This window comes from Saccharibacillus kuerlensis DSM 22868 (genome assembly GCF_000378145.1).
GTDB lineage: Bacteria > Bacillota > Bacilli > Paenibacillales > Paenibacillaceae > Saccharibacillus > Saccharibacillus kuerlensis.
The window spans coordinates 74,605-96,136 of the sequence record NZ_KB899291.1 but is presented as its reverse complement, the minus strand read 5'-3'; the positions used below and the strand labels follow the sequence as shown (position 1 = coordinate 96,136).

At 49.5% G+C, this 21,532-nt stretch carries 25 protein-coding genes; 5 read left to right on the top strand and 20 right to left on the bottom strand.

The window, feature by feature from the left end; all coding sequences use genetic code 11:
* A partial coding sequence (locus tag F456_RS0115005; RefSeq protein WP_018976383.1) for an IS3 family transposase occupies positions 1-240 on the top strand: 240 nt, incomplete at its 5' end.
* Positions 241-350: 110 nt separating this feature from the next.
* Here the strand turns inward: F456_RS0115005 and F456_RS22725 are convergent.
* The 3 genes from F456_RS22725 to F456_RS0114990 form a co-directional block, all read right to left on the bottom strand.
* Positions 351-1,079 (bottom strand): phosphatase PAP2 family protein, encoded by a 729-nt coding sequence (locus F456_RS22725; protein ID WP_018977867.1) that lies wholly within the window; start codon positions 1,077-1,079, stop codon positions 351-353.
* A gap of 317 nt (positions 1,080-1,396) precedes the next feature.
* A complete protein-coding gene (locus F456_RS0114995) occupies positions 1,397-2,728 on the bottom strand; it encodes an Nramp family divalent metal transporter (protein ID WP_018977866.1) in 1,332 nt (443 codons plus the stop codon).
* A 187-nt stretch (positions 2,729-2,915) separates the two neighbouring features.
* Positions 2,916-3,440, bottom strand: a complete 525-nt coding sequence (locus tag F456_RS0114990; RefSeq protein ID WP_018977865.1) for a DUF402 domain-containing protein — start codon at positions 3,438-3,440, stop codon at positions 2,916-2,918.
* A 150-nt stretch (positions 3,441-3,590) separates the two neighbouring features.
* Here F456_RS0114990 and F456_RS0114985 point away from each other — a divergent pair, with 150 nt between their 5' ends.
* Positions 3,591-4,043, top strand: a complete 453-nt coding sequence (locus F456_RS0114985; protein WP_018977864.1) for a GNAT family N-acetyltransferase — start codon at positions 3,591-3,593, stop codon at positions 4,041-4,043.
* Here F456_RS0114985 and F456_RS0114980 read toward each other — a convergent pair.
* The 14 genes from F456_RS0114980 to F456_RS0114915 all read right to left on the bottom strand — a co-directional run bounded on the left by F456_RS0114980 (position 4,040) and on the right by F456_RS0114915 (position 14,738).
* Positions 4,040-4,366 (bottom strand): branched-chain amino acid transporter permease, encoded by a 327-nt coding sequence (locus tag F456_RS0114980; RefSeq protein ID WP_018977863.1) that lies wholly within the window; start codon positions 4,364-4,366, stop codon positions 4,040-4,042. The genes F456_RS0114985 and F456_RS0114980 overlap by 4 nt on opposite strands.
* Positions 4,363-5,091 carry an azaleucine resistance protein AzlC gene (azlC, locus tag F456_RS0114975; protein ID WP_018977862.1) on the bottom strand — a complete coding sequence of 243 codons (729 nt, stop codon included), beginning with the start codon at positions 5,089-5,091 and terminating at the stop codon, positions 4,363-4,365. The genes F456_RS0114980 and azlC overlap by 4 nt, the downstream gene beginning before the upstream one ends.
* Before the next feature lie 198 nt (positions 5,092-5,289).
* Entirely contained in the window at positions 5,290-5,778 is a 489-nt protein-coding gene (locus tag F456_RS22720; RefSeq protein ID WP_308423406.1) for a M15 family metallopeptidase, read from the bottom strand.
* Between the two features lie 386 nt (positions 5,779-6,164).
* Positions 6,165-7,388, bottom strand: coding sequence for a TraB/GumN family protein (locus tag F456_RS0114965; protein WP_018977860.1), 1,224 nt, complete (start codon positions 7,386-7,388; stop codon positions 6,165-6,167).
* Between the two features lie 119 nt (positions 7,389-7,507).
* A complete protein-coding gene (locus tag F456_RS0114960) occupies positions 7,508-8,383 on the bottom strand; it encodes a YitT family protein (RefSeq protein ID WP_018977859.1) in 876 nt (291 codons plus the stop codon).
* 37 nt (positions 8,384-8,420) lie between these two features.
* The gene (locus F456_RS0114955; RefSeq protein WP_018977858.1) at positions 8,421-8,825 is read right to left on the bottom strand and encodes a GNAT family N-acetyltransferase; all 405 of its coding nucleotides are present in this window, start codon (positions 8,823-8,825) and stop codon (positions 8,421-8,423) included.
* Positions 8,826-8,929: 104 nt separating this feature from the next.
* A complete protein-coding gene (locus tag F456_RS0114950; protein ID WP_018977857.1) occupies positions 8,930-9,547 on the bottom strand; it encodes an NAD(P)-dependent oxidoreductase in 618 nt (205 codons plus the stop codon).
* 298 nt (positions 9,548-9,845) lie between these two features.
* On the bottom strand, positions 9,846-11,159 hold the full coding sequence (locus F456_RS0114945) for an ABC transporter permease (protein ID WP_018977856.1): 1,314 nt from the start codon (positions 11,157-11,159) through the stop codon (positions 9,846-9,848).
* Complete coding sequence (locus tag F456_RS0114940; protein WP_018977855.1) at positions 11,152-12,057, bottom strand: ABC transporter ATP-binding protein; 906 nt, start codon at positions 12,055-12,057, stop codon at positions 11,152-11,154. The genes F456_RS0114945 and F456_RS0114940 overlap by 8 nt, the downstream gene beginning before the upstream one ends.
* Positions 12,058-12,089: 32 nt before the next feature.
* On the bottom strand, positions 12,090-12,983 hold the full coding sequence (locus F456_RS0114935; RefSeq protein ID WP_018977854.1) for an ABC transporter ATP-binding protein: 894 nt from the start codon (positions 12,981-12,983) through the stop codon (positions 12,090-12,092).
* 114 nt (positions 12,984-13,097) lie between these two features.
* On the bottom strand, positions 13,098-13,487 hold the full coding sequence (locus tag F456_RS0114930; RefSeq protein WP_018977853.1) for a GntR family transcriptional regulator: 390 nt from the start codon (positions 13,485-13,487) through the stop codon (positions 13,098-13,100).
* 33 nt (positions 13,488-13,520) lie between these two features.
* Complete coding sequence (locus tag F456_RS0114925) at positions 13,521-14,240, bottom strand: hypothetical protein (RefSeq protein WP_018977852.1); 720 nt, start codon at positions 14,238-14,240, stop codon at positions 13,521-13,523.
* Positions 14,210-14,395: a hypothetical protein gene (locus F456_RS0114920; RefSeq protein WP_018977851.1), complete on the bottom strand. Its 186-nt coding sequence runs from the start codon at positions 14,393-14,395 to the stop codon at positions 14,210-14,212. The genes F456_RS0114925 and F456_RS0114920 overlap by 31 nt, the downstream gene beginning before the upstream one ends.
* A gap of 154 nt (positions 14,396-14,549) precedes the next feature.
* Entirely contained in the window at positions 14,550-14,738 is a 189-nt protein-coding gene (locus F456_RS0114915) for a hypothetical protein (protein WP_018977850.1), read from the bottom strand.
* Between the two features lie 482 nt (positions 14,739-15,220).
* On the opposite strand from F456_RS0114915, the gene F456_RS0114910 reads away from it, so the two are divergent.
* Complete coding sequence (locus tag F456_RS0114910) at positions 15,221-16,249, top strand: serine hydrolase domain-containing protein (RefSeq protein WP_018977849.1); 1,029 nt, start codon at positions 15,221-15,223, stop codon at positions 16,247-16,249.
* 913 nt (positions 16,250-17,162) lie between these two features.
* Complete coding sequence (locus F456_RS0114905; protein WP_018977848.1) at positions 17,163-18,377, top strand: MGDG synthase family glycosyltransferase; 1,215 nt, start codon at positions 17,163-17,165, stop codon at positions 18,375-18,377.
* Between the two features lie 216 nt (positions 18,378-18,593).
* Here F456_RS0114905 and F456_RS0114900 read toward each other — a convergent pair whose 3' ends face one another.
* Genes F456_RS0114900 through F456_RS0114890 form a run of 3 tightly spaced genes read right to left on the bottom strand, consistent with a single transcriptional unit; the run spans position 18,594 to position 20,574 of the window.
* The gene (locus F456_RS0114900) at positions 18,594-18,839 is read right to left on the bottom strand and encodes a hypothetical protein (protein ID WP_018977847.1); all 246 of its coding nucleotides are present in this window, start codon (positions 18,837-18,839) and stop codon (positions 18,594-18,596) included.
* Between the two features lie 12 nt (positions 18,840-18,851).
* Complete coding sequence (locus F456_RS0114895; RefSeq protein WP_018977846.1) at positions 18,852-19,718, bottom strand: ABC transporter permease family protein; 867 nt, start codon at positions 19,716-19,718, stop codon at positions 18,852-18,854.
* 13 nt (positions 19,719-19,731) lie between these two features.
* A complete protein-coding gene (locus F456_RS0114890; protein ID WP_018977845.1) occupies positions 19,732-20,574 on the bottom strand; it encodes an ABC transporter ATP-binding protein in 843 nt (280 codons plus the stop codon).
* 273 nt (positions 20,575-20,847) lie between these two features.
* On the opposite strand from F456_RS0114890, the gene F456_RS0114885 reads away from it, so the two are divergent.
* Positions 20,848-21,504, top strand: a complete 657-nt coding sequence (locus tag F456_RS0114885) for a helix-turn-helix domain-containing protein (protein ID WP_018977844.1) — start codon at positions 20,848-20,850, stop codon at positions 21,502-21,504.
* Positions 21,505-21,532 lie beyond the last annotated feature (28 nt).

Below are 21,532 nucleotides of genomic sequence, written 5' to 3'. Positions count from 1 at the left end.
CTGCAAGCAAAAGGACTCACAGGCAGCCATTCCAGACGGGGCAACTGCTTTGACAATGCGTGTGTCGAGTCGTTTTTTTCGCATCTAAAGACTGAGAAACTGTATCTGGAGAATCCTAACACACTTGAAGAAGCAAGGCACCAAATTGCGGACTACTTGACGTATTACAATGAGGAACGTTTCCAAAGCAAACTAAACGACCTTTCCCCGAAAGAGTTTCGGGAAAAGGTCGTCGCTTGAGAAACTGTGTTTTTTAGTGTCTACTTGACGGGGCTAGGACCACGGCCGCAGGTGCTTTTTGGTTTCCAAATAAAAGCTTCTTTTTATTGTACAACCGGCTGCACACCGATTTAAATTCCTAACCCGTCGCCGCTCATCTTCTCCTGACGCTCAGCCTCCGACTGTCCGCCAAGGCGGCGCTGTTTGGTATGGCGCCAATATTCGAATATTCCGATGGTCAGCGCCAGCCAGGCAGCACTGGCAATATAGCCGCCAATTACGTCGCTGGGATAATGAACACCCAGATAAATTCGGCTGAGTCCGATCGAGAGCGTCAGCAGCGTACACAGCACCAGCGCCGCAATCCTCACCGAAAATGAGGGAATCATACGCCAAAGCAGATAAGCCAGAATGCCGTACAAGGCAAATGCCCCCATAGAGTGGCCGCTTGGGAAGCTGAACGTAAACTCTTCTGCCAGCCGATTAATATCGGGGCGATCGCGGCGAAACAGATTTTTGAGCAGAAGGTTGAGCAGCCCGCTGCCTGCCGTAGCGCACAGCAGCAGCAGCGGTTCCCAGCGGAGATGACGGACGAACAGCATGAGCAGAATCAGGATCAGCACAAACACAATGACGACCTTGGTAGAACCGATCCACGATAATGTGTCGGCCAATTTCGTCCAGCCTGGCGATTCGTAGGCCTGAATCCGACTAATCCATTTATGGTCGAAATCGACAACAGCTTGATAATCGGCCCCAACCAGCTTCGCAATCAGCAGAAAGGCAAAGGTCAACAGTCCAAACCCTGCAAAGCTTAGGGCAGCATGCCTCAATGAGGTTTTGTTTTTCAATGGCGGCATTTCATTTTCCTCCGAGTTCTTCATAAGATAGGCGTGTACACCCGGTTTCCATCAGGGTTACATCAGGTTTATATCAGCTTCGTACCGTTCGGGCACGACAAAAGTTCATCATACCCTCGCAGCCACTTTACATTCAATTTACGTTAATCGGAACTTTCGTAAACACTTATTGGAAAATAAAAAGCTTCTTCGCCAAAACGAAGAAGCCGGCATTTATATAAAAAGATTCTAAATATGCTGTCTTCCCTCCCACTTGAACATATCTCGCACATGTTCTTAGGAGCTCCATGCAGACCTTTCATATGATAAATTCCCGCTCAAAAACTCTCGACAACAAGAAAAATATTCAGTGCGACAACCAGTACCGCGATCGCCCAACCAAGAACCTTGGTGACCGGATGGTTGACCAGTCCTCCCATCAGCTTGCGATCGCCGGTAAATACCATCAGCGGTACAAGCGCAAAAACGATGCCAAACGAAAGAATGACCTGGCTGACAACAAGCGCCCGGGTTGCATCGACCCCCGAAACAATCAGCGCAAGCGGCGGAATCATGGTGATTGCCCGGCGCAGATACAGATTGATTCGTTTATTGATGAACCCCTGCATCACGACATCGCCGGACATTGTACCTACCGAAGAGCTGGATAGCCCGGCAATCAGCAGGCCCAATCCAAAGGAGATTGCCGCAGCCGGTCCGGCCAGCTCGCGGAAGTGGATAAACGCCTGATCCAACTCTTCGACAACAAGCCCATTTTTGAAAAAGAGCGCGGCTGCAATAATCAGCATCGCCATGTTGACCGCTCCGGCTACAATCATGGCAAATACGATATCGACAAACTCCAGCCGAAAAATCTTCTTCTTCTCTTCTTCATTGCGAGCCACAATCCGATTCTGCGTCAGCGAAGAGTGCAGGTAAATGGCGTGCGGCATAACGGTTGCGCCCAAAATACCCGCAGCCAAAATCAAGCTTTGTGTCCCTGCAAAATGCGGTACGAACGTTCCAATCGCGACCGCTGCCATGTCGGGCTTCGCCATGAATACCTGAAAGGCAAATGCCAGCACGACCGCAACGACCATCCCTGCGATTCCTGTCTCCAACGCGCGAAATCCTCTCCGCTGCAGCTCCAGGATTGCAAATGATGCGGCAGCCGTAATCAGCGCGGCAGGCAGCATCGGAATGCCGAAGATCAAGTACAAACCGAGTGCTGCACCGATAAATTCGGCCAGGTCAGTCGCAATAATAACCAATTCGCTCTGGATCCAGAGGAAGATTGAGACCCCTTTCGGAAAACGATCGCGTGCCACTTCAGGCAGATTGCGCCCTGTCGCAATTCCAAGTTTCGCCGACAATGACTGGATCAGTACCGCCATCAAATTCGAAGCAAAAATGACCCACAGCAGCATATAGCCGTACTGCGAACCTGCCGTAATATTTGTAGCGAAATTCCCCGGATCGATATAAGCGACCGCTGCAATAAAAGCAGGACCGAGAAACGGAAGCAGCCGTTTGAATCCTTTCGTTTCTCCATTCAATACCGCTTCAGCGGCAAGTTCGGTGCGGCTTCGTCCGCTCGCTTGATTTTGCACCAATTGATTCGGAGCTGTCTTTTCATGCGGTGCCGCTTCGGGTTTGATTTCTCTCTCCATGACTTTTTCACCCCTTCACTCCTGCTTGATCTATCATTCTCTGATTCATTTGTTACCCACACGCATGATTGTTTCCCTAGCGCAACTTTTGGGTTGATTATAATTCTTTTCTTTTTATATGTAAACAGTTTTATAAAAAAGGTGTCATAAAAATAAATAAGTACGAAACAAATAAAAAACGGCGAAGCTACGTGCTAAGCTTCGCCGTTCCGGCTGCAATTCTTGCAATTTCGTCATTCAGACTTCCGTCAAAAGGGAATTGGCCGCGTTGGGCACGCTGCTGCAAATCCTGCAGTGATCGCTGTGCATACCGAACCAATTCGTCGGGGTAACCAAAGCGCCTGCGGTTGATCTCAAACTCGTCCTCGTCCACCACATGCCAACCTTTTTCTTCGTTCCATAGCAGATCCAGATCGAGATCGACGAACGATACGTCTTCCCCGTCCCGCAGGCAGGGCTGCGAAACGTTGCAGTAAATCGAAATCACTTTTCCATCTGCAATGTCAAAGCTAACGGTAAACCCCTCTTCCAGCGCATAGACTTCAAGCGAAGCATGCGGAATCGTGAACGTCTGCCCTTTGGTATGGTGCTTCAGCTTGCGTCCCGCTTCCCCTTCCCCAATCAGGCAGCCTTCCCGCTCGCCGAGCAGCTTCATCTCCCAATCGTAATGAGCGACGTTTCCGTATTTCATGGCATGCAGTTTAAGGTTCATCGCTTTCTCCTTTTCTCGTTCCAAATTCCGCTGCCGGCAATTTACATCGTAACGAATTTGTTTCTATAATAAAAAGAGTAAAAAGGAATTCAAAAAATAAAAGAAAAACGAAAAAGACAGCCAAAACACGTACGAGAGGAATTGTAATCTATGCAATGGCATTTAAAATCGTTTGAGCAGCTGACCGGTGAAGAACTATACCGAATTCTTGGAGAACGGATCAACGTCTTCGTTCTGGAACAGGCCTGCCTCTATCCGGAGATCGACGGCAAGGACCTGCAAAGTTATCATCTGTACGCGGAAAAAGATGGAGAAATTGCGGCTTACTGCCGGCTTCTGCCTCCCGGTGTCTCTTATTCCCAGGCTTCCATCGGTCGTGTACTCGTCAAAGACTCATTCCGAGGACAGGGCCTAGCTCAGGAACTGATGACGCGAGCGATATCTTTCCTAACCGAAGAACTGCGCGAGCAGGAGATCAAAATCCAGGCGCAGCACTACTTGGAGAAGTTCTACACTTCCTTCGGTTTCCGCTCCATTTCGGACGTGTACCCGGAAGACGGTATTCCGCATGTGGATATGCTGCTCGGCGGCACAGCCGACTAAAGCCGGATTAGGACCATATACAGAATCGTTCCCGCCGCAATGGACAGAAACATATTCTTTTTCCACAAATGCAGCCAGACGACGACGGCCACTGCGATCAGCTCGGGTAATCCCCGGCTGCCGGATAGAACGTTTACGTCCTTCAGACTGTATACAACGAGCAGGCCGATTGCCGCGGCGGGCAGCACTCTGCCCAGATACCGTACATATTCCGGCGTCGGCCGGCCCGGTGGGAAGAGCAGAAACGGAAGAAAGCGTGTCGCCATCGTCCCCAGTACAACAACCGCGATAATAAAGATCTGCTGCGCTACCGTCATCGTCATACTCGGCCTCCTCCTTCGGCTTCCGCCGTTTTGCGCTCCAGCGCTTTGCGCGTCAGCGTCAATACGGCCAGAATGGCGATCATCGCAGGAACGATAAATTTATCCGCGCCGAACACGATTAGGCTCAGTACTGAAATCCCAATCCCCAGCAGTGCGCTGTCATGCACTTTCTCCTTCATCCACTGCTCTACGAAAATGACGACGAACAGAGCGGTCATGACGAATTCCAGTCCCTGCAGGTCAAAAGCGACAAACGAACCGAGCACGCTTCCGATCATCGCGCCCGCTACCCAGTACGAATGATTGAGCAGCGTGACAAAAAACTGATACCAGCCCCGGTCTATATGACTCGGAATACGTGCCGAATAATTGATCGAGAACGATTCGTCGCACATCCCGAAAATGAGATAAGGCTTTTTCCATCCCGTGCCCTTGTACTTCTCCAGCATTGAAATTCCATAAAAAAGATGCCGCGCATTAACCATCAATGTCAGCAGCAGCGCTCCCAGCGGATTAAACGGACCGAGCAGCAGCCCTACCGCCACAAATTCCATCGAACCCGCAAAAATCAGCAGACTCATCAGAAAAGCCCAACCTGTGCCGAAACCCGATACGTTCATGAATACGCCATAGGCGATACCGAGGAACATAAAGCCGGCCAGAATAGGCACGGTGACAGGAAATGCCGCGCGAAATGCCTGTAAAACGACTGTCTTGTCTCTCACTCTGTTTACTCTCTCCCTGCATGTTAGCTTATTCCACTTATTTTAGCGGCATCCACCTACACAATCAACGATAGAATAATGATGAAATAACGAGAGAGTAATGAAGCTTACTGGCAAACAGAGCTTCTCTCCTCTTTCTCGTCACTCTTTCTCATTACTCTTTTCGTTACTTTTTCTCGTTACTTTTTCTCGTTTCCCCTATTCCACCGCTTCCTCCACTTCAACCAACGAGCCTTTCGGGTATTTTCCATTCTGCAGCTGTCTGATCGTATAACCGAAATCAATCTGCAGGTGCGGATAATCCCGGAAATTTTCCCAGTCTCCGCCCCAATCGAAACCAAGTGCCTTGGCGAGTTCGACAACCTCCATCCAGTCAGAACGTCCGCTGCCGTTTCTGTCCATCTCCATGTCCCACACAATATTCCCTGAACCGTCTCGCAGCGCAAAATCAATTGCCAAGCCGAAATTATGATAAGATTGTCCGCCGCGCGCATTCGTCACAATATTTCCCGAATTTTCGCGTCCCTGCCGATATAATCGGTCCTGCTCTTCGCTGCTGCGAAATCCGGACGTGATGACCACTTCGATTTCTTTGGCTGCCGCCTGTTCGATCAGCGTGTCCATTTTGGCCCGAACCTCGGGATGCAGACCAGCGATCCGGCTGTCCTCACTCGTCTCATCCGGCACAAATCCCAAGAAAGCAAGCGCCCTCCAGGCTGCAAACAGCAGAAGAAGAAACATGATGATTGGCAGCCAAACCCGGCTTTTCCTTCGCTTTTTCCGACGCTTCCCCCGCTGGGGTGGAGCGGAATAAGATTTTCTTGCAGTTCCCAATGTCTAATCTCCTTCTTGAACATGTTCTTCTCCATACTAATAATCACTTAGTCTTATTCACAGCGCCGAACTATAGACGTTCCATGTACTCTGCATCCCTTACTCACTTAAAATGATCGCAAAAAACGCCTGCCGAAGCAACCGGAGCCAAAGCGGCCGATTGTCGGAGAGGCGTTTTGTGATGTGCATTTATTTCGATCAGTTATGCTGCACTTTGCATTGAATTCTACTTACTGCCCTTACTTCCGCGTTACCGTATATCCCTGGTCTTCCAGCAGCTTGATAATCCCGTCTTTGCCCAAATAATGTGCGGCACCGACGACGATGAAGTACTCTTCGGCCTTGCCGCTCTTCAGGTATCCGGCAATCTTGTCGGCAATCTTGATGTTACGATCGGTAAGGAGTGCCTTGTAGTATTCCGGATCTTCGGCGATGCTGTTTGTCATCTCGAGCAGCAGATCTTCATCTCCGCTCTTCCACATTCCGGCCATTTCGTTGGTACTGTCCGCAATCTCCCCAAAGTTATCGAGTACAGCTTGGAGGTTGCGCTCCTGCAGTTCATCGGACAGTCCGTTGAACATACTCAGCTGTGACTCATACGTTTCCAGCTCCAGCACCGGAATTTTGCGTTCAACCGCCTTCTGGATAAAGTACAGGTCAACCCCTAAGCCCGCGTCATAACCTGCATCGCTCGACTGGAGACTTCCAAGTGTCGTTTCGACGACCCATGGTTTGAATTGATCGAAGGCGTTCGCTTCCAATCCGTTCTTTTTCAAAATTTCGCCGATCTGCTTGTACGTTGCCGCCGATACATGGTCTTTCAGCGTTGTACCGTCCTGATAAGTCCCCATGTCCACAATCATCTGCTGCTGCTCTTCGCCCGCTGCTTTGCTGATATCGATCTCGACGCCCAGATAATCTGCTTTGGCGAATGCCTCTTCGAATTCATCGCGCAGCGGATAGAAGCTGTCGTCCGCGATATGCATTGACCCTACCAGATAGACGGTCGTAGGTCCGTTTTTCACTTCCCACAGAAATCCGCGTGCCGCTTCTCCCGTTTTCTTTGAAACAAGCAGTACCGTTTTCGTCTGGCGGTCCCAACGAACGTCGTACCCGGCAGCCTCGGCCACAGTACGAACCGGAATGAACGAGACGCCTCCGACTACTTTGGCGTTGGCGCCGAGCGTAATCGTACGGTCGTCTACGACAATTCGAACCTTGCCGTTACGAACATCCTGCAGCTTGGCACCCAATACCTCAAGCGTCGAGCGTAACGGAACGAGCGTCGTTCCTTTTTCGACAAGCGCTTCGCCAGATGCATAATCGACGACTTGGCCGTTTACCTTGATTGTTGTCTGTGCAAAGCCTGCCGGCGCTTCTGCTGCAAAAGTCGGCACTGCCGAAGCCAGAAGAGCGGCGGACATGCTTAGGGACAATAACGTATTTCTCCATGTTTTTTTCAAAGTGGATTCTCCTTGTAGTCGAAGTTTGAATACTCACTCTCTCTTTACCCATATTAACGCAGCTTGCAAGGACTTGTTATTGCTGTTTTTTATTGTCATTCTTTATCAAAGAGTATCTTTTAATGGATATCTTTTTTCTTGAAATTCCCGCCTCTGACTTCCGCTACATCATATACGACGACAAAAGCATTCGGATCGATTTCGTGAATGATTTCTTTGATCTTGCTCTCCTCCAGCCGGTTGATTACGCAGGTAATTTCCTTGAACTGCTCGTTGGAGTAACCGCCATAAGCATCCGAATAGGTTGCGCCGCGTCCCAGCCGGTCGCGGATCGTTTCCACCATAACTTCCGGTTGGGTCGTAATGATCTTGAACGTCTTGGAACCGCTCAGACCTTCTTCGACGATATGAATGACCTTGGAGGCGATAAAGTAAGCCAGCGCCGACAAGATAGCCCCCTGCAGACCGAACACGGTGGACACGACGATAAAGACGAACGCGTTTAGGAACAGAATCAGGTCGCTTGTGCCGAAAGGCAGCTTGCGAGACAGCAGCACGGCCAGCATGTCGATTCCGTCCAGTGCTCCGCCGTTGCGCAGCGCAAGACCCATGCCGAAACCGATAATAATTCCGCCGACAACCGTGACGAGCAGCGTATCTCCTTCAATAATAGTGGGAATATGGTGCATCAGGGAGGTGCTGACCGCAAGCGCCGCAATGCCGGTTACCGAATACAGCGCGAAGCTTTTGCCGATCTGCTTGTAGCCCAGCCAGACGAACGGAACGTTGATCAGAGCGATCAAAATGCCCAGAGGCAGACCGAACAGCTGCGAACCGACGATGCTGAGTCCCGTCACCCCTCCGTCCGAGACGCTGTTGGGAATCAGTACGGCTTCCAGACCGTAAGCAGTAATAATACCGCCGAGTACGATCAACAGAACTCTGGAAACTATTTTTAACCATCGATTTCGCTGTGCTGTTTTTGCCTGAACCATTTCATTTCCTCCTCATACAAATCAGAAAACATACAAATCAGAAAATCCGCTCCATGACCACATAATCCTTTCCGCCTTTGGCAAAAACAACATCCGTACGAGTAAGCCCAAACTTCTCGTAGAACGGAGCTTTAATGGTTCGGGCATTGCAATAGATCCGCTTAACCCCCTGCCGCTGTGCCTCGTTCAGTACAAACTCCAGCAGCCGGCTGCCATATCCGCGATTCTGCCGGTTCGAAAGCGTAGCGAATTTTCGGAACTGCGCCTCTTCATCCTGCACGAAGAGCGACACTGCAGACACCAATTCATTCTCATTGAACAGTCCGTAATGCAGAGCGTTGTCGTCGCCCGGCAGTTTGATGTAATCGAATTCCTTCTCCGGCCACATGACCGTATGGCGCAGCTCCCATGCTTGTTCTTTTGTGATTCTCTTGATTTGCATTCCGAATCAGAACCTTTCATTCCAAAATAAGCCGACCCTTCACTGCCGGACCGATTTTCCCGCCTCTGCCTACAACGAAGAATGTACCGTATGCGAATGCAGTCTTAATAAGCAATGCCTACACGGCAGCGGACATAATGACGGTCTTCAATCTGTTTGTACGCAAATTCAGCCGTATCCGCGACAGATATTTTCATGCCGTCTTCAGGCAGGAAATCGCGCTCTACACGGTAGATTCCCAAGTATTCGTCGTCCGGCAAATACGTCGGGCATACAAGGGTCCATTCCAAATCGGAAGCTTCAAGCAGCGAGTAAACGCGATGATGTTCCTCTGCCGCACGAGTCAATCGGCACTTGGACTCGTTCGACTGATATCGCAGCAGACCCGGTTCGGTTCGGCTTTGCAGAATACCCGCTGTTCCGATTGTAACGATACGCGTAATACCTACGCTGCGCATCTGTTCGATAATAAGCGGCATGCTTTGGCTCAGCGTCGTCGTGCCGTCCGTATTCAGCGCGCTGACTACGATCTCCGCTTCGTGCAGCGCACTTTTTACATCTTCTTCATTCAGCACGTCGCCTTGAACGACGGTCAAACGATTATGAGGATCGACCTTCCCCGGATCGCGAACCAGTGCGGTTACGCGGTGCCCGTCCCGCAGAGCGAGCTTGACGATTTGGCTTCCGACACGCCCTGTGGCGCCCAGTATAGAAATGTGCATGAATACCCTCCTGTTGCCCAAACTCATTTCCGAACCTGTTCAGCATCTAGTCTATCAAAAAGAACCACATCGATAAAAGCGCAGCAGTCTTCCATCCGTTTCAGCCACCATTTCCGATATCACAACTCTTAATGTATGAATCCAAGCATTCCTGGCACTGTTCATTTTGAAAAACGGCAAACTTTCGAAAAACGGAAAACGTGCGAATGATAAAAGGGACAAAGCTGGTTCCCCAGCCTTGTCCCCTTTTCGATCCATCACGATTGCGGGTAAGCGGACGAAGCCGCCAAAGCTTGGCTTAGATCTTGTACGCCTTCATTGCTTTACGCAGTTCCTTCAACGAAGGTCGCTTGCCGTACATCAGCACCCCGGTACGATAAATCTTGGCCGACAGCCAGCCGAAGAAGAAGATCGACAGCAGCAGCAGGATGAGTGACACGGCAATTTCCCAGAATGCAATCTCTCCAAGGCCGATTCGTGCAATCATCGTCGTGGGCGAGGTGAACGGTACGAACGACGAGATCTTCATCAGCAGCGAATCCGCATTGTTTAAGCTAAAGATCCCGATGTAGAAAGCTGCCAGTGACAGCATGCTCAGCGGCATTACCGCCTGTCCAAGATCTTCTGTACGGCTGACAATCGACCCCACAGCCGCAAAGAGCAGCGCGTACAGGAAGTAACCCAGGACGTAGAAGATCAGACCATAGATCAGAACGTCTACCGGCAGCTGCGAGAAGTCCAGATCGAACCCGGCCATTACATCGCGATTATACGGCAGCATCAGGTTGATTGCGATCGTGACGCCCAACACGCCGATCTGCATCAGCCCGATCAGGAAGACCCCGATCACTTTGCCAAACATCTGGGTCAGCGGCGAAACGCTCGTGATGAGGATCTCCATAACGCGCGAGCTTTTCTCCGACGTCACCTCAGAGGCGATCATATTGCCCGTCAGCATAGCCGAGAAGAAGAACAGCGTCATCAGCACATATACCGTAATGAAATCCATCGGACTGAACGGATCGTCCGAACCGTCGGCTGCTCCTCCCCCCGTATCCGACGTCTTGTCATAGCTGACCGCGTTCAGCTGCACTGGTGTCGTAAGCTGTGCAATCTGCTCGTCAGTCAATGCTCCCTCCGTAATGAAGCGGGTCTTGGCGCTTTCCAGAGCGGGCTGAAGAACGATCTGCACATCGGCCGGTATCGATCCGCTGTCGGAAACATACTGTACCTGCGGGAACGTTTCTTGCGTACCCTCTGGGCCCGGTGGAGCAGATACAATGAGCAGATAGCCGGCCAAGTCCTGTGCCTGCGCCTGCTCATTCAAGGCTGCGGTATCTCCCCCGTCTTCCATCCGGACAAATTCAATATTGTTATCCGGCACTTCCGCTATATAATCTTCGATCTGCTGTGCGATTTCGGTACTGCCGTCTGCGACGATGCCGATCTTGTTCGCACCTCCTTCATCATCGCCTATAAACAGCTGAATAATGAACGGCAGATGAATACCGATCGTGATCAGCAGAGCCAGCAGCAGCGTCGTAATAACGAACGATTTGGTACGGACTTTGTTTTTGAACGTAAACCCGATAACTGTGCCCAGTCTATTCATGGCGTTCACCCACCGATCGAATAAAGATTTGGTTAAGCGTCGGCTCCTTCACTTCAAAATGCCGAACCTCACTCTGTCCCATTGCCAGCGTAAGCACCGGAACGGCGGCCGCTTCATCCGAGATCCGAATCAAATATCCTTCCGGGTCGCCTTCGACTCCGGTTACGCCCGGAATGCTTTCAAGGCCTGTTACCGCCGCCGACGTCTTCAGCAGAATCTGCTCACGCGGGAAGCCCCTCTTGATCTCGCGGATATCTCCTTGCAGTACTGTATTCGAGCGGTCGAGAATTGTAATGTTGTGACACAGCTCTTCAACATGCTCCATCCGGTGCGTAGAGAACAGAATACTCGCTCCTTCGTCGCGCAGTTCCTTGACCGCAAGCTTCAGCAGCTCCACATTAACCGGGTCCAATCCGCTGAACGCTTCGTCCAGAATCAGAATTTGCGGACGATGCACGACAGCCGCGATAAAGCCCATTTTCTGCTGATTGCCTTTGGACAGTTCTTCGATCCGCTTGTCGTAATACTCGTCGGCGTCAAATTTGTTCATCCAGTATTTGAGGTTCTTCTCCGCTTCAGCGCCGTCCATTCCGCGGAGCTTTGCCAGGTAGATAATCTGTTCGCTAACCTTTACCTTGGGATACAGCCCGCGTTCTTCCGGCAGATAGCCGACCATCCGCTGTACGTCGCCGCCGTAAGGACGTCCTCCATATGTAATACTGCCTTCGTCGGGGTAGATCAGACCGAGCACCATTCTCATCGTCGTCGTCTTGCCCGCTCCGTTGGCGCCGAGCAGCCCGTAAATTTCGCCCTCCTGCACACCAAGCGTAACTCCGTTCACTGCCGTCTTGTCGCCGTATCTCTTCATCACATTTTGCAAAATCAGTCTTTCCGTCATCGTTATCCTCCCTTTCCTTGCTAGGATCGTCGTCAGACCGAGGAAATGCTTCCGTTCATCCAATACTCCATCGCTTCATCCAGATCCAACGTGCGTACCCGAATCGGCTTAATTCCGGCTTCTTCCATCAGTGCTGCGGCTCCTACATAATCCAGTGTTACGAAGCGACTGAGATTCTCCGACTCGAGCGCCGAATCGACAATTCCCGGCAGCTCCGCCAGCAGTTCATCGTCACGAGCGATCCAAACTTCGCGTACCCGATCGAGCAGTGTGTCTTTTTCCAACAGACCAAGCGATCGGCCCTTATCGATCAGAATTAGGTAATCGGCCATTCGCTTTATTTCTTCGACAATGTGAGTAGACAGCAGTACTGTTGCACCGTCCTCCTCCACACAGCGGCGAATTTCGTTCATCATCGTTTTCCAGGCAAAAGGATCGAGGCCCGAAGAAGGCTCGTCGAGCAGCAGCAGCTTGGGCCTGATCGCCAGCGCCGCCGCAATCTCGAATTTGCGCCGCTGCCCTTTGGACAGTTTGTTCAGCTTTTTGCCGCCCGGTACCTCAAAACGATGAAGCAGCTCTTCGTACCGCTGCCAATCCCAATTGGAATACCAAGCCGCACGAAATTCCGCGACGTCATCCATTTTAAGACCGTCTTCTTCGGACACGAAGTTTTCCGGTACGTAGGCGATTGCACTCCGCACTTCGGCGGGAAGTCCGTGCGGATAAGATTGCCCGAACCACATGACTTCACCTTCGTCCGGATGAATCAGCTGAGCAGCCAGCTTGATCAGTGTCGACTTGCCTGAGCCGTTGCGTCCGATCAGCGCGGTAACGTAATTTTCTTGCAATTTAAGACTGACCGGTCCCAGCACCATCCGGTCACGCTTTTTCACAATATCTTTCCATTCCAGTACGGTGTTCTCCATTGTCGACCACTCCCCTTTCGACCGGCCGCCAACCCAGCCGTGTATGGTCCGATAATCCATCGGTTATTTTTCCGTCAATTGCCTTTGCAGGAAGCTTATCGGATACACTCCCGTCTATCTACGCTCTTCTTCCCGAAGCGTTTCATCGAGCAGCTCCCGAAGTTCAGCAATCGAATAACCGACCGACTTGGATGTATCAAGCAGTTCGCGCACCGCATCTACTACAATCTGTTTGCGGTAAGCTTCACGATCATCCGTATCAACCTTTGCTACAAAAGTGCCGGTTCCCTGCCTTGTGCGCAGCAGTCCTTCGTTCTCCAGATCCTGATAGACCCGCCGGATCGTGATAACGCTGCATTTCAGATCGGCCGAAAATTCCCGGATGGATGGCAGCAGCGTACCTTCTGCAATCTGTCCGGTCACGATAAGCGAACGAAGCTGCGTTTCGATCTGATGGTAAAGCGGCTCGGCACTGCTCTCATTAATTTGAACGGGTATCCGCATGACTTCACTCCTTTATTTCCCGTTGGGCCGCATTTAGGCCAGATCCCGCAGCGGTATTCCGCGTACGATAAAGACATAAGCCGCATAGACCGAAGCCGCCCCGGCCCCAAACAAAATCCAGACTAGAGGTGAAGCCAGCCCTTTAGAAGCACAGATCCTTATGGTTCCTTCTACGATAGGCACTCCGGAAAAGTGCAAAATCAACACGGCAGCCGTCAGTATGACTGTCAGTATAAGGCTGTACCAGAAATACGCTTTGCCTCTAAGCATAAGTTCGAAAGTGATATAGATGCTGTTTAGCAGCAGACCGAAACCTGTCCAAAGCAGCGAAAAGGCGATAAAAGATTCAATATTCATCTGCTCTCTTATGCCTGAATGGAATAGATACAGGGTTCCAAACAGCAGAGTACCATTGATCAATGTGGCCAAAATAAGCTGAAGACAGCGGGCCATCGCAATTACCTGCGGCGAAATTGGCATTACCCGGTAATAGGCAAGCATCTGTGTGTACGAATCTTCGGTAATGTACTTGGTAATCCGTCTGGAAAAGTAGTATCCCACCATTGAAACGACAATCCAAAAGATCAGATCCGCTACCAGCGATAATCTCGGTTCTTCGTGCAATTTTGCAATCGCCATTCCACCGAAAAAGGCCATATACAAAACGAAAACGATCGAGCCCGCTACATAATAACGATCGATCTTAAACTCCCGGCCGACGATCAGCCAAGCTTGACGCCAGGTTCCTGCCATACTGCTCCTCCATTCTCCGTCAGTGCCGCAGTCTCCATTTTCAATGAATCCCGCTCACCACCCTGTGCTTCTGTATATATCGACAAGCACACTATAATCGAGTTTTCATCTTCAGTCAAGACAAAGACAGGAAATAACGCTTTTTTCCACGCCAAAAAAACCGTCCTCCCGGCAGTTAAGCCGCAAAGGACGGTCGAGATGTTTCGCATACGTAATGCTGCTTCCAAACGGATTGCCGGAACTTACATTTACCGACAAAGGCATCTTCACAATCAATTGCTTTGCGACCGCGGCCGCTTAAAGCTTTCCCTAGGATGCGGACGAGTTCAACTTGCCCATCTCGTTCTCAACCACCAGCGTCAACTCTTCCTCGTACCCACCCATAATGTGATACTTCCGAACGTATTCTTTGACGAACTTTTTCGGATCGCTTGGGCGAAAAATACGAGTCATTTCCCGCAGACTTTCCTTGACTTCGTTATGACCTTTGGTCGCCATCATAATTCCCTCCCGGAACGTTCTTCGTTATCGAGAATGTCAAAAAAATCTGCTGCCGACGGACGCCCCTAAAGGTTGTCGCCCTGCCCGCCGCGCTCCGCTGTCTTGTGAAAAGACAATCTTCTGCGCCGCCTTGAAGCTAAACACCTATCTGATTTCTTACATACCCGATGAAATGCCAACTGAATCACTTCCGGCTTGTCCTTACTTCTCTCTCTTTGGCCGGATGCGACTCTCCTCCAAACGAAAAACGAAGACTGTGCACAGATTTCAAGAAGATGCCTACTTACGAGTATACCATTTTACAACGAGATTGGATATGAACCGCATGAGCGAAGCAAAAGGACGAATTGCGGTTATAACTTCTTATCGCCCTTATTATTCAGACGCGAACCGCCTGGGAAAGTTGCTCTCTGATGATCCAACACACTGCATAAACTTATTGTATAAAAATATATTGCTCAAAAAGGAGGAATGATCCCATGCCGCGTTCCGTACCGCTAATTGTCTCATCGGGTTCTTTCACTCCGACGCTGCCGACCTCGTCTCCTTTGGAAACCGGAACGGACGAGTTCCCACTGCTTCAGGCGGATCGCGCTGTACCGCAAAGCCATCCCAAACTGCGCAGTTTCCTGCTGCTGCGCGGAGGAAACCTGATTTTCGAACGCTACTACGGAGACGCCGTGCCGGAGACGCTGCATGATCTGCGCTCGGCTACCAAGAGCTTTACGGCCGCACTGTTTGGCATCGCGTACGAGCGTCAGGGCAGTCCGTACTTGGATGGTTCTATATTTGAACATCTGGAATCCATCTGGCCGAAAGATGCCCATCCGCTTGCAAAAGAGATTACGCTGCGGCAGCTGCTCACCATGACTTCGGGCAGCTACTGGAAAACCGGCCGCAGTCTCGGTGAAGCGCTGCTGCGGCCTTTTCATCGAAGCCGCAGCTGGGTCTCGTTTGCGCTTCGCCTGCCTGTCATGCCTGAGCAGCGCGGTACGTTTACTTATCGCAGCACCGACTCCCATCTGCTGTCGGCTATTCTGACGAGCTGGACCGGTGAAGATGCCTTCACCTTCGCTCAGCGCGAACTGTTCGGTCCTCTTGGCATTCGCAGCGCAGCGTGGTCCCCGGTACGCGAAGGCGCAAGCGCCGGCCATATCGGTCTGGCGCTGACCGCAAGAGATCTTGCCCGATTCGGGCAGTGCTGCCTCGAAGGCGGGATGTACGAAGGCAGCCGCATTCTGCCGTCGGACTGGACGCGGCAGATGCTGTCGACGCAGACCGCAGGCTACGAAGGATTCGGCGATTACGGGTTCCAATGGTGGACCGGCGAGCTGGACGGTGTGCCTTACGCCTGCGCGCACGGCCATGGCGGCCAGCAAATCTATGTGCTGCCAAGCTTGGACGCGGTAGCCGTATTCACGTCCGAGAGCCGTGTCAGCCGCTATAAGAATCCCCGTCAGCTGATGCGGAAGTTCGTGCTCCCTGCGTTGAAAGACTCGGGAAGCTGAGGGCCGGCTGAAGGCCGGATGAGGGCCGGATGAGGGCCGAATGAGGGTCGGATGAGGGTCGGATGAGGGTCGGATGAGGACCTCATCCGGTCCTCTCTTCCAGTCGTGTGTCGAAATCTGGAATCTAAAAGACCATGGAACCCTAAGACCGTAGGATTCTAAGGCTGCAGAACTCCGAGAGCGTAGAATTTCGAGAGTGTAGAATTTCGAGAGTGTAGAATTTCGAGAGTGTAGAATTCCGAAATCCGTGATCCGTGCCCACTCCCCATTTTAACGAATCCTTATACCGCTATTTGCCACTTTTCGGCTTTTTTTCGATTCTAACGAATCCTCATATCTTTATTTGCTGCGATTGGACCTGTTCAAGACCATTTTAGCTCCAATAACGTTATCAGGGTTCGTTAGAATTTCTATAAACCGCTTAGAGCATGAATAGCATGATCAGGATTCGTTAGAATAGCCAAGCTGCGGAATCTTGTCTTTCTAGGCAGCTTAGGCTGAGTAGAAAGCTCTATTTTCACATTGCTTTGCAGCAGTCTTCTCGCCGCCTTGTCGTTCCCCTTCCTCTACCCTTACCCCTTCCCTTCCCCGTCACCCGCACTCTTGCCTTTACTTCTTGGTCTTGTCTTGCTCTTGTTTTGCTCTTGTCTGGCTCTGACTCTTGTTCTTTGCCCTTGTTTTGCCCTTGCTCTAGCTCTTGTTCTTTGCCCTTGCCCTCCCTCCCCCCAGGGCGAGCCCATTCCGAACCGCAGCGCCTTTCGATTCTCTCCCCTCCCTACTGCTTTATTTTGATCAAGGGGAGAGAATCGAGTGAAGCGAAGGTCGGAATGGGCTCGCCCCCCGCCCAAAAACTTGATATGATAGATTCCATCTTGTCATCTTGTCATCTTGCAGACTTTCAGGGGAGGAACCCATGCAACCGCACGAGCCCAATGTCCTGATCCTGTACGCCAGCTATGGCGACGGTCATTATCAGGCAACCAAAGCACTTGAAAAAAGCTTGAACGAACGCGGCATTCACCAAGTAAAGCTGCTTGACCTTATGGCCGAGGCACATCCCAAACTCAATGACCTCACCCGCTTCGTCTATATGCAGAGCTACCGTACCATTCCGGGTCTTTACGGCCTCGTGTACAATATGACGAAAGATATGAAAGCGGATAAACCTTTTGCGAATATTCTGCATGCCTTCGGTACACGCAGGCTTGAGGAGTACCTCAAAACTGAGCGTCCCGGCGTCGTAATTCATACGTTCCCGCAGATGGTCATGCCGAAGCTGCGCCGCAAGATCGGACTTGATATTCCGATCGTCAATGTCGTAACCGACTTTGATCTGCATGGACGGTGGCTTCATCCGGATGTGGATCGTTTCTACGTTGCGACAGCAGATATGCGCAAGCAGGCAGCGGACTCCGGCATCGATCCGGAGAGAATTGCCGTCAGCGGCATTCCGATCAAGCAGGGGTTCGGTCCGGCGGACAGCTGTGGCACAGGATCTACGAAGCCGCAGCCGCACTCTCACGGCGAATTTGCCGCCGCGCGCGCTCTGCGAACAGGCGAGCCGTCCGTATCCGGCATCAAGCTCAATCCATCCCGCAAGACTGTGCTGCTTATGGCCGGCGCTTACGGCGTTATGCTTGGCCTGCGCCGGGTATGCGATCTGCTGCTTGAACAGAACGACATCCAGATTATTGTCGTATGCGGCCGTAATGAAGAAATGCAATCCGGTCTTACGCAGCAGTACGCCGATAACGAACGCATACAAATACTCGGATTCACCGATCGTGTCGCCTCGCTTATGCGTATGAGCGACTGTATTGTGACCAAGCCCGGCGGTATCACGCTTGCCGAGTCGCTCGCCTGCCGGCTGCCGATCTTCCTATTCCGTCCTGTGCCGGGCCAGGAACGCAATAACGCCGTTTATCTCGAAGATAAAGGCGCCGCCTTCATCTCCCGCAGCGCCGATGAGCTTGCCGCACAAATCGCCGGTCTGCTGGGCGATCCCGGGAAGCTGCAGGCCGCTCGTGAACGTTCTGCCGCTCTGGGTCATCCCAAGGCGTCGGACGAGATTGCCGACGATCTGATTACACGATATTTGTCTGCCCGTCCTGTTAACATCTCTGGTTAATCGCAGCAGCATCCGTCACAAAAAAGCGATCTTCCGTCATAAACCGGAAAATCGCTTTTTTAATTAGAGCAGGTACGCAAACTCATCGACTTTTTCGAGTAGGAACTTTCTTAAACGCTCAGGCCCAAACTTTGGATCTTAATGAAGAGGTGAATATCAAAGAGGAAGTTAATTCGCAGTTGCGCATACACAGTAATTATCAGAGATAAGATTATATTATTCAGAAGCAAGCTCAGTTAATTGCTTTTTCAAACGAGAAATTTGGCGCATGGTAGGAAGTCCAAATCCGAAAAGCATAACAACAAAAGCTGCTATGCCAACAACGAACAAAACCATGTTGTGAACAGCTGCTCCAACCCCTGCAGTCAAAAGTATAACCGTAACACTCAAGAGTCTCAGCCTATTCATTTTCCGCTTTTTTTCTTCCAATTTCACACTAATTTGTTCGTAAGCGTTCATCATAACTTCTACTCCTCACAAATTAATTTTTTGATTAGCCGCATAGACGATTCGCAAACTGAAATGAGCTAATGCTAGCCAGAGTACAGTTGCTACAATAAAAACTGCTAAATCTAAGTTCGTTAGCGAGCAGCTGCCTAAGCGTGCTATCGTAGCAAACAAATTGAAAATAGGAATCCCCTGTAAACTTGTTGTCAAAAAAGGATGTGCGAGTAAATTCGGTTTAAATAAAAGCATCCAATACCCTACACCCCAACCCACAGCGGTAATAATTCCTGGAATCATCATTCCTGTCTGAAGCTGTGAGCTTTCCCGAATAAACAGAGCGAATAAGGTGAACAACATAACAATCTGTAAAATTCCCAGAATAAACGCAGTACCATATCGCCATCCAAATCCCATGTTCAAATGAGAGGCATGTATTAATTCAAGCGGATGAATGACACCAATTGCAGCAAGAGTCAGAAATCCTAAAATACCTAAAGTAAGCAATCCCATAAAAAATAATAATACGGCGACGACTTTACTGTACAAAATATGAAAAGCAGATACTTTGGACAGTAAAAGATAACTGATTTTCTCTATACTTTCTACGGAAACCGCTATAAAGATCATCGTTCCAAACAATAAAGCGAAAAGGTAAGGTGCAAAAATGATAATCATCTGTACCAACATCGGCATTTCTTGGTCCTGTCCAATATAATTCGGTGCCCTACCATCAGAATTCGTGTAGGCCGTAAACGGCTGTGCAGTTCCGCTATGTAAGTGGGGAAAAAGCCCAATGCCAACGACCAGAGCTATTACCATCCCATACAGCACATAAGCGCTCCAATGCTTAAACAATCTTAGGTAATTGAATTTCACCATGTGCAAAAATGTCATTTTCATGCCACCTTCATTTCATCAACCGAATATAAATATCTTCTAAAGAAGAATTTTGAAAGCTTACAAAAGAAATATCCCGACCTTCAATTTGCTTCATCATCTCCCAAAAATCTTTGTCTTCGTTTATCGGAATACGATACCGACCTTTTTCCTTTTCGAAGCTATGATAATTAGAGAAGACATTTTCAACTTCTATAGATTCAGGCAGATAAAGTTGTTTAAATCCGTATGTCTTACGTATTTGTTCAAGAGTCCCGGAGGCTATAATTTTTCCCGCTTTCAAAAAACTTATGTCCTGACCTAAGACTTCAATTTTATCCAACTGATGGCTTGAAATAAGCAGATAATGTTCTTTGGCATAATCGCTAATAATATCAGAAAACAATTCTCGATTTAAGGGATCCAGGCCGCTAAATGGCTCGTCCAAAATCAAAAATTCCGGACTATTAACGAGTGCCACCGCTAATTGAAGTTTTTGTTGGTTTCCTTTCGATAAGCTGCGCACATGCAGCTTTTCATAAGCAAGCAGTTCAAACTTTTCCAAATAAGCCTGATAGTCCTTTGGCTGTCGGCTGCCCAACTTCCCGAAATATCGAATAGCTTGGTCCACCCGAATATCTTTGTACATTCCGCGTTCTTCAGGTAAATAACCGATTGTCATATGAGGAGTAGGGAAATCTACTGTCCCGTTCTGCTGACGAAGAAGTCCCAGAATGATTTTAATAAGCGTTGTTTTACCTGCTCCGTTTTTTCCAAGCAGCGCATGAGGACGCCCTTTTTGGATCAATAACCCCACCTGATCGAGCACAAGGCGATTGCCAAAACTCATTTTGATGTTCTCAATTCCAATCATGCTGCTGTCTCCGTTCCCTTTGCTCTCATTCGCGTTTTTTCATTTCGCGCTGCTGATAAATTTAGAGTAATCCATACATTTGGCTTCTTCTATATCCTGAATTAGGTATTGACAACTTTCTCTTTACTCGCTCTTTGAAAAGTGGATCCAGAAAAAAGGTTGTATTATATCTTTAATTTTTATATCATTATTTACATATAAAAGTTGCTTGCCTATCATTTACCTTTATAGAAAATCTATTAGAGAGGTTTTAAATAAGGAGCGCATAATCACATGGCAACAGAACAAATCCTATTTTCAAATCTTCTTTTAACGATTCGCAAGGAAATTGAAAAAGCAGTCCGTCTGCTGCCGGTACCTTTTGCCACGATTCTAACCGACGAAAACGGAATTATTCTTGAAATTTTTTGTTATTCGTTGTTTGCCATTGCTGCAGGGTTGAAGGTAGGAGATAATCTATCCAAAAAAGCCAGTGGCGTTAACGGAATCTCCTTGGCTATGGAAAAGCATAAGCTTAGTGTCGTGCAAGGAAACGAACATTCGCTGGTACAATTTAAAGATTTGAACTGTATCGCCTCTCCCATTCTATGTAATGGTAGAACCATGGGCTATCTTGATTTGTCTGTACCTAAAGAATGTTCCATAGACTTTGCAGTTCCTTACATCCAATTGTTAGCCCAAAACATTCGTTATAACTGCGAACATCAACTCCGCCCAAAGAAAAACACGTTACTTAACTTAGATGAATATTTGCTGACAACAAGAGAACGAGAGGTCGCTTTATTATGGTTGGATCAGAAAAGCGCCTTATACATAGCAAACCAACTAGGAATTAAAGAGGGAACCGTACGAACAGTAATCAAAAGGATTTATGAAAAAACAAAAGTTAGTGACAGACACCAATTCATCCGAAAGTTAACTCTCAATTAAATATTTTCCCCATAGAAAAACCGGTATT

Excerpts from the sequence above, each read along its gene's own strand:
- F456_RS22725 (WP_018977867.1), bottom strand. The coding sequence starts at position 1,079 with ATGCCGCCATTGAAAAACAAAACCTCATTGAGGCATGCTGCCCTAAGC.
- F456_RS0114995 (WP_018977866.1), bottom strand. The coding sequence starts at position 2,728 with ATGGAGAGAGAAATCAAACCCGAAGCGGCACCGCATGAAAAGACAGCT.
- F456_RS0114990 (WP_018977865.1), bottom strand. The coding sequence starts at position 3,440 with ATGAACCTTAAACTGCATGCCATGAAATACGGAAACGTCGCTCATTAC.
- F456_RS0114985 (WP_018977864.1), top strand. The coding sequence starts at position 3,591 with ATGCAATGGCATTTAAAATCGTTTGAGCAGCTGACCGGTGAAGAACTA.
- F456_RS0114980 (WP_018977863.1), bottom strand. The coding sequence starts at position 4,366 with ATGACGATGACGGTAGCGCAGCAGATCTTTATTATCGCGGTTGTTGTA.
- F456_RS0114960 (WP_018977859.1), bottom strand. The coding sequence starts at position 8,383 with ATGGTTCAGGCAAAAACAGCACAGCGAAATCGATGGTTAAAAATAGTT.
- F456_RS0114955 (WP_018977858.1), bottom strand. The coding sequence starts at position 8,825 with ATGCAAATCAAGAGAATCACAAAAGAACAAGCATGGGAGCTGCGCCAT.
- F456_RS0114950 (WP_018977857.1), bottom strand. The coding sequence starts at position 9,547 with ATGCACATTTCTATACTGGGCGCCACAGGGCGTGTCGGAAGCCAAATC.
- F456_RS0114945 (WP_018977856.1), bottom strand. The coding sequence starts at position 11,159 with ATGAATAGACTGGGCACAGTTATCGGGTTTACGTTCAAAAACAAAGTC.
- F456_RS0114940 (WP_018977855.1), bottom strand. The coding sequence starts at position 12,057 with ATGACGGAAAGACTGATTTTGCAAAATGTGATGAAGAGATACGGCGAC.
- F456_RS0114935 (WP_018977854.1), bottom strand. The coding sequence starts at position 12,983 with ATGGAGAACACCGTACTGGAATGGAAAGATATTGTGAAAAAGCGTGAC.
- F456_RS0114930 (WP_018977853.1), bottom strand. The coding sequence starts at position 13,487 with ATGCGGATACCCGTTCAAATTAATGAGAGCAGTGCCGAGCCGCTTTAC.
- F456_RS0114925 (WP_018977852.1), bottom strand. The coding sequence starts at position 14,240 with ATGGCAGGAACCTGGCGTCAAGCTTGGCTGATCGTCGGCCGGGAGTTT.
- F456_RS0114915 (WP_018977850.1), bottom strand. The coding sequence starts at position 14,738 with ATGGCGACCAAAGGTCATAACGAAGTCAAGGAAAGTCTGCGGGAAATG.
- F456_RS0114910 (WP_018977849.1), top strand. The coding sequence starts at position 15,221 with ATGCCGCGTTCCGTACCGCTAATTGTCTCATCGGGTTCTTTCACTCCG.
- F456_RS0114905 (WP_018977848.1), top strand. The coding sequence starts at position 17,163 with ATGCAACCGCACGAGCCCAATGTCCTGATCCTGTACGCCAGCTATGGC.
- F456_RS0114900 (WP_018977847.1), bottom strand. The coding sequence starts at position 18,839 with ATGATGAACGCTTACGAACAAATTAGTGTGAAATTGGAAGAAAAAAAG.
- F456_RS0114895 (WP_018977846.1), bottom strand. The coding sequence starts at position 19,718 with ATGACATTTTTGCACATGGTGAAATTCAATTACCTAAGATTGTTTAAG.
- F456_RS0114890 (WP_018977845.1), bottom strand. The coding sequence starts at position 20,574 with ATGATTGGAATTGAGAACATCAAAATGAGTTTTGGCAATCGCCTTGTG.
- F456_RS0114885 (WP_018977844.1), top strand. The coding sequence starts at position 20,848 with ATGGCAACAGAACAAATCCTATTTTCAAATCTTCTTTTAACGATTCGC.